Annotated in this window: 13 protein-coding genes; 11 read left to right on the top strand and 2 right to left on the bottom strand. The window is 22.2% G+C overall.

Going from position 1 to position 14,894, the window contains the following annotated elements; translation table 4 throughout:
• The first annotated feature begins 162 nt into the window (after nucleotides 1-162).
• The 8 genes from AAHM84_RS01685 to AAHM84_RS01720 all read left to right on the top strand — a co-directional run bounded on the left by AAHM84_RS01685 (nucleotide 163) and on the right by AAHM84_RS01720 (nucleotide 10,158).
• Complete coding sequence (locus AAHM84_RS01685; protein WP_342259183.1) at nucleotides 163-795, top strand: hypothetical protein; 633 nt, start codon at nucleotides 163-165, stop codon at nucleotides 793-795.
• Between the two features lie 55 nt (nucleotides 796-850).
• Nucleotides 851-2,638 carry an ATP-binding cassette domain-containing protein gene (locus AAHM84_RS01690; RefSeq protein ID WP_342259184.1) on the top strand — a complete coding sequence of 596 codons (1,788 nt, stop codon included), beginning with the start codon at nucleotides 851-853 and terminating at the stop codon, nucleotides 2,636-2,638.
• Between the two features lie 139 nt (nucleotides 2,639-2,777).
• On the top strand, nucleotides 2,778-3,269 hold the full coding sequence (gene msrA / locus AAHM84_RS01695; RefSeq protein ID WP_342259185.1) for a peptide-methionine (S)-S-oxide reductase MsrA: 492 nt from the start codon (nucleotides 2,778-2,780) through the stop codon (nucleotides 3,267-3,269).
• 185 nt (nucleotides 3,270-3,454) lie between these two features.
• Nucleotides 3,455-4,252: a hypothetical protein gene (locus AAHM84_RS01700; protein ID WP_342259186.1), complete on the top strand. Its 798-nt coding sequence runs from the start codon at nucleotides 3,455-3,457 to the stop codon at nucleotides 4,250-4,252.
• Nucleotides 4,253-4,440: 188 nt separating this feature from the next.
• Complete coding sequence (locus tag AAHM84_RS01705) at nucleotides 4,441-5,316, top strand: Pr6Pr family membrane protein (protein ID WP_342259187.1); 876 nt, start codon at nucleotides 4,441-4,443, stop codon at nucleotides 5,314-5,316.
• On the top strand, nucleotides 5,291-6,166 hold the full coding sequence (locus AAHM84_RS01710) for a hypothetical protein (RefSeq protein WP_342259188.1): 876 nt from the start codon (nucleotides 5,291-5,293) through the stop codon (nucleotides 6,164-6,166). Before AAHM84_RS01705 ends, AAHM84_RS01710 begins: the two co-directional genes overlap by 26 nt.
• A gap of 133 nt (nucleotides 6,167-6,299) precedes the next feature.
• Complete coding sequence (locus AAHM84_RS01715) at nucleotides 6,300-7,112, top strand: hypothetical protein (RefSeq protein WP_342259189.1); 813 nt, start codon at nucleotides 6,300-6,302, stop codon at nucleotides 7,110-7,112.
• Between the two features lie 394 nt (nucleotides 7,113-7,506).
• Entirely contained in the window at nucleotides 7,507-10,158 is a 2,652-nt protein-coding gene (locus tag AAHM84_RS01720) for a valine--tRNA ligase (RefSeq protein WP_342259190.1), read from the top strand.
• Nucleotides 10,159-10,191: 33 nt separating this feature from the next.
• Here AAHM84_RS01720 and AAHM84_RS01725 read toward each other — a convergent pair whose 3' ends face one another.
• The gene (locus AAHM84_RS01725) at nucleotides 10,192-10,830 is read right to left on the bottom strand and encodes a hypothetical protein (protein WP_342259191.1); all 639 of its coding nucleotides are present in this window, start codon (nucleotides 10,828-10,830) and stop codon (nucleotides 10,192-10,194) included.
• 137 nt (nucleotides 10,831-10,967) lie between these two features.
• On the opposite strand from AAHM84_RS01725, the gene AAHM84_RS01730 reads away from it, so the two are divergent.
• Both AAHM84_RS01730 and AAHM84_RS01735 read left to right on the top strand, forming a co-directional pair.
• Nucleotides 10,968-11,504 (top strand): hypothetical protein, encoded by a 537-nt coding sequence (locus AAHM84_RS01730; RefSeq protein WP_342259192.1) that lies wholly within the window; start codon nucleotides 10,968-10,970, stop codon nucleotides 11,502-11,504.
• Between the two features lie 1,258 nt (nucleotides 11,505-12,762).
• Nucleotides 12,763-13,539, top strand: coding sequence for a ComEC/Rec2 family competence protein (locus AAHM84_RS01735; RefSeq protein ID WP_342259193.1), 777 nt, complete (start codon nucleotides 12,763-12,765; stop codon nucleotides 13,537-13,539).
• Between the two features lie 10 nt (nucleotides 13,540-13,549).
• On the opposite strand, the gene rpsT is transcribed toward AAHM84_RS01735, so the two are convergent.
• The gene (rpsT, locus tag AAHM84_RS01740) at nucleotides 13,550-13,792 is read right to left on the bottom strand and encodes a 30S ribosomal protein S20 (RefSeq protein WP_339033310.1); all 243 of its coding nucleotides are present in this window, start codon (nucleotides 13,790-13,792) and stop codon (nucleotides 13,550-13,552) included.
• A gap of 131 nt (nucleotides 13,793-13,923) precedes the next feature.
• Between rpsT and holA the strand changes: the two genes are divergently transcribed.
• The gene (holA, locus tag AAHM84_RS01745; protein ID WP_342259194.1) at nucleotides 13,924-14,877 is read left to right on the top strand and encodes a DNA polymerase III subunit delta; all 954 of its coding nucleotides are present in this window, start codon (nucleotides 13,924-13,926) and stop codon (nucleotides 14,875-14,877) included.
• Nucleotides 14,878-14,894: the final 17 nt, after the last annotated feature.

A 14,894-nucleotide genomic window follows, 5' to 3' on the forward strand; every position in this document is an offset into this window, starting at 1 on the left:
TATATGAGTAATTTTATTGAAAGTTATATATTTTATTTTTATAATAAAATGATTTATTTTTCTTAATAAATTAGTTAAAAGAAATTATTAAATTTTGAAATTATTTATAATAAAACACACCCATAAATGTGATATAGTTAATTTCAAAAGAAGGCGAATGTATTGAAAAATTTAAGAAGATATTTAAAATTAAGTTCATTTTTAATTGTATTATTAACTTTTTTTTGCTTTGCTTTTATTTATTTGAATGATGAACTAAAAAAATTAGTTTTAAGTATTTTTATAGTAATTTTAGCGTTATATATTTTATTGAATTTTCAAGTTAGATTATGAGTTATTAACAGAAGTAATTATAATGCTTTATTAAATAACCAAGTAAATTATGAAGGCGTTAAAGTCAGTGTAAAAGAGTTAACTTTAATTCTTATTAATGTCTATTTTTTAATAGACATTGTTTCAAATATTGATTTTAATTTTAGAAATATACTTATACCAATAATAATTTCATTTTCTTTATTTTTATATACTTTTATTAAAATAGAAATGTATAAATTTTATATTATAAAGGAAATGATTTGTAGAATTATTATAAAAATCTTTAAGTTTATAATGAAAATTTTGGTAAGTATTATAAGTTTTGCAAGAGAAGTATTTTTAGCAATCAAAAAACTATATTTTAAGATAAAAAACTTGTTTATTTTGAAGTTAAAAATAAAAATAGGGTGAGAAAATTACAACAGACATTGAAATGAGAAGTTAGCTGTGATTAAAATTGCTTATGAGGACAGTTCTTAGTTTTTTAATTTTTAAAATTAAATTAAGTAAAAAATATAAAAATAGGAGGACTTTTATGTCTAATAATGCAATTATTGTAAAAGATTTAAATAAAAAATTTAAATCAGGTTATGGAATTTTTGATATTAATTTTAGTGTAGAGTATGGTAAAGTTTTTGGTTATTTGGGGCCAAATGGTGCTGGAAAATCAACAACTATTAGAAGTTTAATGGGGTTTATCAGATCTGATTCAGGAACTTCAAATCTTTATTTAGAAAATAATGTTAATTTTAAAGATGACCAAACTTTAGTTCATGATTTAGTTCAATATGATTCATGAACTGATGCTAATAAAATTCAAAGAAATTTAGGATATGTTCCAGGAGAAATAGCTTTCCCAATTCAAATGACAGGAATTGATCTTTTAAAACAAGTTTTTAAATTGAGAAATATGACTAACTGAGATGATGTTAGAAAATATATTGATTATTGAGAATTTAATCCAAATATGAAAATTAAAAAAATGTCTAAAGGGATGAAACAAAAGGTTGCTTTAGTAATTGCTTGAATGCACAATCCAGATATTATTGTACTAGATGAACCAACAAGTGGATTAGATCCTTTAATGCAAGAAAAATTTGTTAAACTAGTTCAAAAATCAAAAGAAGAAGGCAAAGCAATAATTTTATCTTCACACATTTTTTCAGAAATTGAAAGAACTTGTGATTATGTTTCAATTATTAAACGTGGAAAAATTATTTCAACTATTAACATTAAAGATATTCAATATAACGATGAAAAGACTTATGAAATTAAATTTAAAGATAAAGTAATTAAAAACGATATAGAATCATCAAAATGAACTATTAAAAGTTTTAATGATAATACTTTGTTTGCAGTTGTTGAAAATAAAAATATCAATGACTTTATTGTCAAAATGGGAAAAAATAAAATTGAATTTATTAAAGAACATCCATTAAATTTAGAACAATATTTTATGAAGTATTATCAAAATGAAATTGAAACTGATGTAGCAGATTCACTAGATAATATAATTTTGAAATCTTCAACAAAAGAAAGAGCGATCTCTTTTGAATTAATTAAAGATACTATGAGAAAAACTATTGGATTATGGTTATTTTCAACTCTAATACCAGTTTTTTTAATTATTGTAGCGCTTTCTATAATGATTAATGATAGTTCCACTAAGGAAATGATTGCTCAAGGAAATGGTACTTGAAATAGCATATTAACGCAGACTATAGTAGGATTAGTTGTTAGTTCAACAGGAATTACATACTCATTAATGTTAGTTTATTTATTAACAAGTGGTAATTCTATTGTTGCTAGAGAAGTCGATAAAGGAACAATGGTTAATTTATTAACAACTAATCAATCAAGAAAAAGTATAATTTTAACAAAAGGTGGGACTTTCATTTTCTCATTATTTATAAGCATATTCATTCAATTTTTAACAACTATTATAACAATTTCAGCTTTTGGAAAAGGCGGAGAAATTAATTTTGGATTATTTGCAATGTACTTTTTTGGTTTATTTTTAATGTTATATGCAATTAGTTCAATTACATTTATGTCAAGTTGTTATTTCAATAAATCTGCAGCTTCATTATCTGTAGCCGGAGGAATTAGTATTATCTTTTATGTACTTTATTTTGCAAGTCAAATTTCACCTTCGGTAGATTTTTTAAAATACTTCTCATTAAATACTTTATTTAAAATTAAGTATAACAGTGTAAGTGAAGTTTCAAAGTATTTAGGTGAATATATTGCTTTAGCAGTTATTGGAACTGGATTATATGTTGCTTCATATTTAATTTTTACAAAAAAAGATTTACCATTATAAAATTAAATAATTATTTAAAATCATTATTTTTACAATAATGATTTTTTTTATAAAACAGATTCTATTAAAAAACTTGCTTTTTATAAAGTAATTGCTAGACTTAATATAATAAGAATTATAAGTAAGGAGATCAAAAAAAATGAAAACAATATACTTAGCAGGGGGATGCTTTTGAGGAGTTCAAGCTTATTTTGATTTAATTAAAGGTGTAACAAAAACAAAAGTAGGTTATTGTCAAGGAGATATTCAGAATCCAACTTATGAACAAGTTTGTTCAGGAAAAACAAATCATGCAGAAGCAATTTTATTAGAATATGATAAAAATCAAGTAACTTTGGAAAAGATACTTGAAAAGTATTTTAAAATAATTAATCCATATTCTTTAAATAAACAAGGAAATGATATAGGGACTCAATATAGAGTTGGGATTTATTGAGAAAATGAAGAGGATTTTAAAATAATTCAGCAATTTTTAGAAAAAAAACAAAGCGAAAGTCAACAAAAAATAGTTGTTGAGAATGAAAAAGTAAAAAACTTTTTTGATGCAGAAGCATATCATCAAAATTATCTAGAAAAAAATCCCTTTGGTTACTGTCATATTGATCTTTCATTAGCTTATGAAGATGATTAAAATGATCAAAAATTCATTATAAAATTAACTGTGTAAAATTAAATTTTATGATAATATTTAATTAATAATTAAGAGCCACATTTTTTATTTAATTCATATAACAAGAATGAATTAAAGAATTGGTTTTTTTAGTGTATAATATTATTATTAAAAGTAATAATATTGAATAATTTGGAGGAATAATTATGTACTACATATTAGTAAAAGATGGAATATTTTTTGTTGTTAGTCCTGATATGACAGAAGTTAATCGTTTTTATAATTATGATGAAGCTCAGGCTTTCTGTAATAATTTAAATTTAATGAATAATAGTTCTAATAATATTTCTAATCCAAATTTTGGTATTAGAAATAATGGTACAACAGAATTTGGAACTTCTGAATTTGTACCATTTTCAGGAATGAATAAAATAAAACCTAATAACATTCCATTAGTAAATTATGGTGAAATAGTTTTTAATTATGGAGAAGATATGACACAAGAACATAATAACTTAATGCATAATAATACTCATCAAAATCCAAATGATTTTATAGTGAATAAACAAAATAATTATAATTGCAATCATCATGGAAATAATCAAAGTTTAGGATGTGAAAATTGTGCAAATCCTAGTAGTATAGATTACAATAATTCATTGAATATGAATTATGAAACAAAAAATATTGAAGAACCAAAAAGATTAAGTTTTGAAGAGCAAAAGCTTAAAGAATTAGAGATAAGAGAAAAATTAGAAAGATTAAAGTCTCTAGAAAAACAACAAAAAAGTAAAAAACAAAAAGTAATAATTCAACAGGTACCAATTCCTGTTCCTGCACCAATTCCTGCTACTATGCAAGAAACTGCTGTACCAAAAAAAGTTTTAAAAGAAGAGAAAAAAAATAAAAAGAAAAAAATAAAGGAAAATAGAAATGTTTCTGATAGTGATGAGTTTTTAACAACTGATGATATAAGAAACTTTATAACAAAATTGAAAAAGTAGTAGATTTAATTTTATTAAACATCTAAATTAAGAATAATAGTCATGAGTTAATCTTGATATTGTTATTATTTATAGGTGTTTTTTTTATTTTTTTATTTAAATTTATATGAAATAAATAAGTATAAAATAGTGAATTATTTTACTAAATAGTCTATAATTTCTTTATATGTTGAAAAGAGTGAAAAAAAATGTTTATTACTAAAAAAAATTTAAAAGACTGAAAACTCTGATATAAATTAGCAATTGCTTTATTAATAATTGGTTTCCTTTTACAAGGATTAATTCGTGGAATTATTAATATTGGTGATTCTGTCTATAAAATAGATGGTGAGGAATTTAAAAAATGAGCGGTTTATATAGGAGATAAAAACTCAAATGATCCAGCAAAATTTGTTGGCTATGATTATCAAGGATATATAATTAACTATTTTAGTTTTTTTACAATTCAATCAAATATACTTGTTGCAATTTGATTTCTTGTATCATTTTTTAATCATAATAAAGAAAGTGAAACTAAATTTTTATCAAGATCTATTTCTTTATGTGTAGTAACTTATATTACAATTACAGGTTTGATTTTTAATGGAATGCTTCTTCCGCAGGTATTGTTAACAGAAAATGATTTAAATTTAACTCCATTTTGATGGGTTGATCAAATGGTGTTGCATACAGTTGTTCCAATAGCTACAATTGTTTATTACTTACTATTAATGAAACAGGAATTAAATTTTAATTTTAAGGAGTTTGTAAAAAGGGATTTTATATTAATGTGTATTTATCCAATAATCTATTTAATTTCTTCTTTAATTAGAGGAGAATTAATTTATAGAAGCGTAGGTTCAGATGCAATCTTAGCAAGTAAAAAGGGAGCATACCCATATTTTTTCTTAGAGATTCATAATAAACAAGTATCTGGCCTAAGTGGAGTTGTTTGAATGTTTATTGCTATAATAGCTATTATTTCAATAATAATTGGTTTAGGTAGTCTTTATCTATTTGTTGCTTCAAAAATTAATAATTATAAAGGGGAAATTACTAATGAGGAATCAAAAAAACAGTCTTAATTTACTTAAAAAACATAATAAAATAATTCGAACTTTTTTTAAAACAAATTTAATGAGTTTATTTGCTTTTATTTTTGATCAAACTATTTTTTCAATAACTTTGATTTTATTTATCACAAATTTATTTATTAAAGAGCAAGTGGATGCATTGTCATATTCAATTGTTGGGGGAAGCATTTACTTATTGTTAAAGTTTACTTATATCAATTGATTTTCAAAATCTAAGTTTTTTCAATTAATTTGCTTATTTGATTATAATCTGAAGTTAGAAAATCATAAATTCAAGGCTCAAAGAAGTATAGAATTTATACCAATTTGATTTTGAATTTATATAATATTTTCAAATTTTATAACAGTAATATTTATAAATTATGAATTAAGTTCTATTTTGAGTGATAAAAAGCTTTTAACAGCTATATTAGAATCAATGCTAAATGTAATGTTACTTCCTTCATTTTTAAACTCATTTCAAAAATTAACTCAATCTAATAATAATGTTGATGCAAAATATAAAAATTTAATAAAAACACAGTATTTTTCAAATGAGTCTCTATTCAAAGACGCAAAATTTTCTGAAAACTATTTAAATGTGATTTTCACAAAAAATGAGTTAACTTCTAAAAATGGCTTATTCATTTTTAGTAATAAAAAAGATTTAAATAATAACGAAATTTTGGAAATTAAGAAAATAAATGACAAAATTCTAGAAAACTACACAGCAATTTGAGGCAATTATTATGAATTACTTGAAGAAAGTTCAATGCTTGAGTTTTCAAGAAAAAAGGCAAAAAACTTATTTTGAATTGAAAGAGTCTATGATCATATATTCTTAGATTTCTTAGATATTTAAGAACTCTAAATATTTTCTTTTAATACTTTAAATAGAAATAGTTTAATTGTGTTCATAAAATCAAACAATTTAAAAACAATTGTTTGATTTATTAATTAAAAAGTCCTATAATATTTATAAGGAGAGTAAATTAATGAAAATAAAGAGTATTTACAAAAAAATTGATTGAAATAATATAATAGTATATTCAGCAATAATAGCTCTTTTTGCAATTTTTTTATTTATTCCTTCTGTTGATAATTTAAGATTTAATTATGTTAATTCAAAAATTTTAATTATGCTTAAATTATTTTTAGGAACAGTTTCAATTGTTTCAATATTATGAAAATTTTTTAGTGATTATGATGAATTTATGTCGACAATTGATTTTAAAAAGATATCAGCTATATCGTTTAAAAAAATCTTAATTAAAAAGAATTTCTTTGCTTTTTTAAAAATATTTGTATTAGTTTCACCTTTATTAGTTTTTACAATTATTCAAGGAATGAATTTGGAAACAAATATTAATAATATACCAGTTATTTTATATGATGAAATGGGACCATTATTTACTATTCCAAAAAGCGCATTGTATTCATCAATTAATTTAATTATGAAAATTAATAAGGAAATATCATTTGGATTATCTCTAATTTTTATAGGTTCAATTTTTTCAATATTTGCTCTAACATTTGTTTATATTGCTTATTGAATTTCAATGAATAAAATATTAAAAAGCATTAATAGTACTTTTACTAAAATTCTTAAAACTTTAAAACATGAAGAAATTGAAAAATCAATTGAAAATTTAGATAAAATAATCATGGAATTAGAGTTAAAAGAAAAAGCAATTCAGTATGAAAGAATTTTGAATTTGTATAATTTATTAGAACATAAAGAATCTAAATTATTAAAAACTATCAAAAAATCCATTAATGAGCCAGAATTCTCAACTTTAACTATTTAAAATATTTAGTTAAAACAAGTGAAGATATTTAATACGATATGAAGTAAAAATTTATGAATGAAATAATTTAAATAATAAATCACAATTAGTGTCGGAGTTTTTTGTGATTGAATAGCATTTTTATGCTATTTTTTTTATTTGCTTTGATATAATAAAAAGGTAAGAACTTATAAGGAGTAAATAAAAAGTAATTTTCAGAGATCTAGTGTATGGTGCGAACTAGAATTTACTATTATTGAAGGTTGTATAAGTTATAAAATTAGATATAAGAGTGGGTTGTTTTAGAACAATCAATTAGGATGGTACCGCGTGTTATTTTTAAATGGCTCGTTCCTATTTTTTAGTAATTAATACTTACTAAAAAATAGGTTTTTTTAATTAAAAAGGAGAAAATATGAAAGAATTAGATAAAAAATATAATCATAAAGAAGTTGAAAAAGATAAATATAGTAAATGACTTGAAGAAAAATTATTTAAACCAAAAATTAAGTCTAAAAAGCCAGCTTATTCAATTGTAATACCTCCACCAAATGTAACTGGAAAGTTGCACTTAGGTCATGCTTGAGATGGTTCATTACAAGATCTATTAATAAGATTCAAAAAATTAAATGGCTTTGATACTGTTTGAATACCTGGAATGGATCATGCTGGAATAGCTACTCAAGCAAAAGTCGAAGAGCGATTGAGAGAGCAAGGGATTTTAAGAAATGATTTAGGTAGAGATAAGTTTATTGAAAAAGTTTGAGAATGAAAAGAAGAGTATGCTTCAACCATTAGAGAACAATGAGCAAAATTAGGATTAAGTTTAGATTATTCTAAAGAAAAATTTACATATTCAGAAGAATTAAATCAAATTGTAAATCATGTTTTTGTAAAAATGTATGAAGATAAATTAATTTATAAAGGGAAACGAATTATAAATTGAGATCCTAAACAAAAGACAGCACTTTCTAATATTGAAGTTATCTATAAAGAAACTAAAGGAGCAATGTATTATTTCAAATACTTTTTAAGTGATAATAATAAGGACTTCTTAGAAGTAGCTACAACACGTCCAGAAACAATGTTTGGAGATGTTTGTTTAATTGTAAATCCAAAAGATGATAGATATAACAAATATATTGGAAAAACAGTTATAAACCCCTCAAATAGGGCTTTAATACCTATTATAAGCGACAAATATGTAGAAATTGAGTTTGGAACAGGGGTAATGAAATGTACGCCAGCACATGACCCTAATGACTTTGAATTAGGTCTAAAACATAATTTAAAACAAATAGTTGTTATGAATGAAGATGCAACTATGAATGAATTAGCAAATGAGTTTAAAGGGATGGATCGTTTTGAAGCAAGAAAACAATTAGTTGAAAAATTAGCAAAGGAAGGGACTTTCATTAAAAAAGAAGATATTGTTCATCAAGTTGGTTACTCAGAAAGAAGTAATGCAATTGTTGAACCTTTCATCTCTGATCAATGATTTGTAAAAATGAAACCCTTAGCAAAACAAGTTTTAGATTTACAAAATTCAAAAGAGGCAATTAATTTTTATCCAAATCGTTTTAATGAAACACTAAATAAATGAATGGAAAATACTTATGATTGAACTATTTCACGTCAATTATGATGAGGTCATCAAATTCCAGCTTGATATCATAAAAAAACAAAAGAAGTCTTTGTAGGTATAAATGCTCCAAAGGATATAGAAAATTGAGAACGTGATCCAGATGTTTTAGATACATGATTTTCAAGTGCATTTTGACCATTTGCAACAATGAACTGAAATCAAAAAAAACAATCACAAATGATGAAAAAATATTTTCCAGTATCAACAATGGTAACAGGCTATGATATTATTTTCTTTTGAGTAGCAAGAATGATTTTTCAAAGTTTAGAGTTTACAAAGTCAAAACCTTTTAATGATGTTTTAATTCACGGTTTAATTCGTGATGAGCAGGGAAAAAAAATGTCAAAATCTTTGGGTAATGGTGTTGATCCAATGGAAGTTATTGAAAAATATGGAGCAGATTCATTAAGGTATTTCTTATTAACAAATTCAAGTCCTGGTCAAGATTTAAGATATAGTGAAGAAAAATTAACTAGTACTTGAAATTTCATTAATAAAATTTGAAATGCTTCAAGATATGTAATGTTAAATCTTAAAAAAATTCCTACTAATCAACAATTTAAAAATTTATTATTAAAATCTAACAAAAGTAATAATCAAATTGATTTTTGAATTTTAAATCGATTGAGTGAAACAAAAAAAATGGTGAAAGAAGCAATTGATAAATATGAATTTACAATTGCAGGAAAGTTCCTTTATAATTTTATTTGAGATGATTATTGTTCATGATATATTGAACTTTCAAAAGCTCAAGTTAGTGAAAATAATCTATTAAATAAACAAGAAAAGCAATTTAGTCAATCAACTTTAGGGTATGTTTTAAAAAATATTTTAGTTATGTTACATCCATTTATGCCTTTTGTTAGTGAAGAAATTTATCAGTCATTTGAGTTAAAAACTTCAATTTTAAAAGAAAGATGATTAGAAGAAAATTATCAATTTGAGATTTCAAATATTAATCATATTTTTGAAATAGTAACTAATTTAAGAGAATTTCGAGCTACTCAGAATATTAAAAATTCTATTGCTCTAAATATTCATTTAAACTTGAAAAAATCAAAATTTAAATTAGAAATGGAAAAAGGAATTGATTATATTAATCTCTTTGTTAAAAAATTAGTTAACTGTAAATTGAATATTAATAATATTGAAAAAAAAGATTTAACTTCAATTGCTATTAAAGATTATTTTTTAGATATTGCAAATGAAGAATTTATTGATAAGGATAAAGCAATTCAAGAAACTGAGGATAAGATTTTTGAACTTTTACAAGAAATTGAAAGAAGTGAGAAAATGTTAGCAAATGAGAACTTTTTAAAAAGAGCTGCATTTGAAAAAGTCGAAGTTGAAAAAGAAAAGTATGCTAATTATAAAAAACAACATATATTATTAGAAGAAAAATTAAAAGAATTGAAAAAATAAAGATTAAAAAAATGAAGAATATTCTTCATTTTTTTAATCGCTTACTGCATTTGATAACTTAAATATTCATAATATAGTTAAGATAATATCTGGTTCTGATTTTGATAAAAAATTTAAAACTTCCATAGTATGATTAATTTTTTCATGATTTGTAATTTCTTCTATAAAAACTTGAAATATATTATTATATATTTTGTTATAGTTATTAAAAATCTCATTTATTTTTTTATCTTTAAAGTTAGATAAAAAGTCCATCTCAGTATCAGGAATTTTATTTAAACTAATTTGCTTTTTAAACTTAGTAATCTTTAAAGGGCTAGAATTAGTCTTAAGATTTTTTAAATGAGTTTTTATATGCTTTTGGTATCTATTATAAATAGACTTAATAAGTTTTTTATTTTCAATTAAGAAACTTAGAAAATATAAAATTTTGTTTAAATCATTTTCAATTAAGTCAATATCGCTAGCATTTTTCTCACTTTTATTTAAATAGTTATTCATTTCTTTTAAGAGATTTTTATTAAAAGTGAAAAAATACTTTTCCTTAAACTCTCTATAAAAATCTTTGTAGTCATCTTTCCTATAAATTCATATTGATATAAAAGTTGCCAATATTAAACTAATTATTCCAGTAATTAATGCAATAATGTCAACTAAAGTAAATTCAAACATTTGTTATTTTCCCCCATAATCAATAAAATTTTATCATTTATAAAGTTATTTTTAACAATAATAAAAGTGTGCTCGTTATTATATCTTTTCATTTTTTTTTTTTTTTTATATAAACGATATATATATTTGAGGTGTCTATGAAAAAAATAAGGTTTATTTTGTTACTTTTACTTTCGCTAATGGTTGGTATTTGTACTTTATTAATAGCTAATCTAAAACAATCAGAAAAAATTGAAATCATTGATAATAATGAAAGTTATACATATTTAAAAGTTAAATATGATATTTCTTTAGAAGACGAAAATATATTACCTGTTAAAATAAAAAATGATTTAAATATAAATGAATCTAAAGAATTTTTAGAAGTAAGCAATTTAGATTATTTGAGTAATTTATTTGAAATTGATGTTAATAATAACTTACAGAAAAATAACACAATTGTGTTCTATCCAAAAGATCATATTAAAGTTATTAAAACTAGTAGATTTGAAGTGAATAGTGATTTTTTTTATACAAGAGGTGTTAGTGAAAATGTTTCTAAAAAGAGTAGTAAAATTCTTTTAGATATAGATAATTCCTATGATGATTGTATGAAACAGCTGAAAAAAATATATGTAGGAAGTAATTTTAATACACAATTTTATGCTAAAGCAATTCCAAAATTGATCTATTAGAAAGAATTATTTATTTCAGACTTTTTTAGTTATAGTTTTAATTTCTTTAAGTAGGGATATAGAAAATATTTATATATGTATTAGTATCTATTCATTTTGTTGTCTTTCTTTTGTTTGAAAAATAAATAAATCTTATCCTTATTTAATTATTGTTAGTCTTTTTTTAATGTTTTTTCTATTATTCTATAAGATGGACATCAATCAAAAACTAAATTTTAAGATTTATAAAGTAGTAGAGGTAAAAGAAGGTTATATTTTATTAAAACAGTTAGCAACTCTTTATTATATACCAGTAGGGGAAGAAGAATTATTAGTAGGGGAGTTTATTAAACTTAATGGAATTAGCGAAAAGGTCAGCATTTATGGAAACTTTTGAGAGTTTGATTTTAATTCTTATTTACTTAATAAAAATGTTAGATTTCGAATACTAGAACCAATGATAGAGAAAACAAATGGTCATTTTGTGCAATTTTATCTATATAAATTCATTAATTCTTCTAACAAATTAACTAAACTATTCTTATTTCAACAAAAAACAAATGACCCAATTTATACTACTTTAACTTCATATTCTTTAAGTTTTTTAATTAACCTAAGTGGTTTTAATATCTATATTATCAGTTGTTTTTTTAGTAAAAAAATGTTTAAGAATTCAAAAAAATATAAAAAATATAAAATTATTATTTTAGTTCTAGTTTTATATTATTGTGGACTATTAAGTTTTCCCTTATTTTTTTTAAAAACGTGCATATTTTTGATAATAAGATGAATAGAAGAAAATTGGAAATTCAGATTTTCAAAAATAACCAAATTTTCCATCATTTGGATTGTTTGTTTGTTTATTAATCCATTATTTGTATTTAATATAGGTTTTATTTTTACAATTATTGCTTTTCTATTTATAAAAAAATATGAGGACAAAAAGCCAATTACCAATATATTTTATAATTTTTTAATTGTGAATGCAGTATTCATTCCAGTTCAAATATATTTCGATTATAAAATATATTGATTAAGTTCATTTTTTGAAATACTTTTAATTCCATTAATTAGCTTTTCCTTCATTTTATCTATATTTTTTTGAATTCCATTCTCTAGTTATTTACTAGATTTTAATTATCAAATTCTTTATTCATATTCTAAAAGTTTTCAATATATTAATATTTTTACAATATGTGGTCACTTTAGTATATTTTTTTTAATAACTTATTTTTTAATGTTTAAAGTTATAACTGCCTATAAGTTTAATAAAAGAAAAATGCAAAAAATATTAATTATCTTATTTACTTTAAATTGTTTTTATTTTTTTCAATCAAATCAATTCACTAAAATAAATCCCTCAGTAACAATGTTAAATGTTGGCAATGGGAATAGTTTCTTATTGCAATATAAAGGTAAAAATATTTTATTTGATGCTGGAAAGGGCAGCGGTTTCAGTAAAAAAAGTTTACAGCAATATTTAATATATGATGGAGTTAGAAAAATTGATGCCATTTTTATAAGTCATAATCATAAGGATCACTATGATCAAATTGATGATTTAAAAACCATTTACAATATTCAAAATATTTTTTACAATTATGATAATCAATTTAATTTTAACTTTAAGGATTTAAAAATTAGTAATTTTATCGAGAATCAAAATAAAGATGAAAATGATAATTCTCAAGTTTCAGTAGTAGACGTAAAAGGCAAGAAAATATTATTTACAGGAGATATTTCCAAAAAAAGAGAAGCTAGATTATTGCAAAATAAGGAGTTTCTAGAAATGATTAAAGGGGGAGTTGATTTACTTCAAGTTGCTCACCATGGTAGTAAAACTAGTAGTTCTGAATTGTTTATTGAGACAATAAAACCTCAAAATTGTTTTATCTCTGGACATAAGTCAAAAATGTATGACTTTCCAAGTAAAGAGACAATAGCGACATTAAAAAAATATCAATGCAAAACTTATATTACAAATTCTAGAAATAGTTATAAATATAAAGTTAAAAGCAATAAAGTGATTAAAGTACAAAAAAAACTTCTTTTGTAAGAAGTTTTAATTATTTCATTAATCTTGATTTTTCTCTTGCAGCTTTATTAGCTTTAAAAATTCCTTTTGTTACTGATTTATCTAATAAACTAATTGCTTCATTTATTAAAGTTTCTTTTTCTTTAGAACCTTCTTGTTTTGCAACTAAAGCCTTTTTAATTGCAGTTTTAACTGAACTTCTAAAAGCTTTATTAGCTAAACGTGATTTTTCATTAGTTAAAATACGTTTTTCTTGTGATTTAATATTTGCCATGTTTGTAATTCACCCCTCTAAACAAGATATTTATATACAAATAGAGTATATAGTAAAAAAATATCTAATTCAAAATAAATTATATTTTTTATTAATTTTTAGTGGTAAATTATACTTAATAGGTGATAAATATGTTCTTTGTATATTCTAATGACAATTTTCTAATCAAAAAGCAAATAGACAAATTATGTCAAAAAGCAAATATAGATAATGAATATGATATTTTTGAATATTCATTAATTGATGATTCAATTATAAAAATTATTGAAGAAATTACTACATATTCAATTTTTTCAAGTAAGAAAATTATTGTTATAAATGATTGTTGATTTGTTAACGAATCAAAAATTAAGTTTCATAAAGATTATGATTCTAAATATGTAGAGCAAATTTTAAGTAATAATAATAGCGAAGTTGAAATAATAATGACTTTAAATTCTGAGAAGTTTTCAAAAAAATTAAAAATAGCAAAATTAACAGAAGAAAAGTGCAAAATGTTAAAATTAGAGGAACCTAATTTAATACAAAAAAAAGAAATAGTAACCAAAAGATTAGAAAATGCAAAAATAGAGTTTGATATAGATTCGATTGAAATATTTTTAGATAAATTACCAAATGATATGCAAGTATTTACAAATGAAATTAATAAAATAATTAGTTTACGAAAAAAAGTAACAAAGAACTTAATAAATGAAATAACATCAAAATATAATAACTTTGATAGCTTTCAAATTGCTAATTGTTTTATTTCAAATGATATAAAAACTTTTTTAAAGCAATGATCAAGTTATAGGGAAATAAACAATGATATTTTCTCATTTCTTGCATTATTAGCAAGTAATTTAATTACATTAAGAAATATTATTTTATTAAAGGAAGAAAGAATGAGTAATTCAGAAATTTCTTCAGTTTTGGGAGCAAATCCATATCGTATTTCAAAACTATTAGAGCAAAATAAACTAAATATTAAACAAATAAATGATAAAATTAAATTGTTATATTTACTTGAAAAAAATATAAAAAGTGGGGTTTTTGATAATAAAATTATTCCAGAGCTTGAGTTGTTAAAAATGTTTGATGTTTAATAAGAATAGAGGTTAAA

This window comes from Spiroplasma endosymbiont of Dioctria linearis (genome assembly GCF_964030865.1).
GTDB lineage: Bacteria > Bacillota_I > Bacilli_A > Mycoplasmatales > Mycoplasmataceae > Spiroplasma_A.